This is a genomic window from Caldalkalibacillus salinus, from assembly GCF_016745835.1.
Classification (GTDB): Bacteria; Bacillota; Bacilli; order Caldalkalibacillales; family JCM-10596; genus Caldalkalibacillus_A; species Caldalkalibacillus_A salinus.
Window position 1 is genome coordinate 1 of record NZ_JAERVL010000064.1, and the last position, 438, is coordinate 438.

The 438-nt window shown below is 35.8% G+C and carries 1 protein-coding gene; it reads right to left on the reverse strand.

Annotation, left to right across the window (positions count from 1 at the left end; all coding sequences use genetic code 11):
- The coding region (locus JKM87_RS17680; RefSeq protein WP_202081794.1) for a DUF4372 domain-containing protein at positions 1–299 on the reverse strand (299 nt) is incomplete at its 3' end.
- Positions 300–438 lie beyond the last annotated feature (139 nt).

Here is a 438-nt window from a genome sequence, read left to right on the forward strand (position 1 = left end):
AACAACTTTGCTAGCAGTGATGTATCTACTTCATTATTCTTCCGAGATAATTGTGAGGCACTAATGGAATCAAGCCCAAGCACACTTTGAAAGTCTTCGTCAAGCAAGCCATCGGAGATGGCACCCAAACTTTCTTTTCCATGCAGCTGAGCATGAAGTAGAAGGAGGAGATAAGCTTTCGTTGTCAGCTTTTTCACATATTTGTCTTGCTGCAGTTCATCAACTTTTTCTTGAAAATGTAACATATTAATGGGATCTACCCATTTACCAAATGATGAAATTAAGGTATTCTTGTCCATAGGCTTATCCTTTGCTTTGGATTTGGACAGGAAACCACCTGTACATCCATTGTAAAGGATTTTTTAGTTTAATAAGAAAGAAAATCTGAACATTTTTTGTATTATGAATGTTCAAACTTAATTAATGCAATGCTAGTGA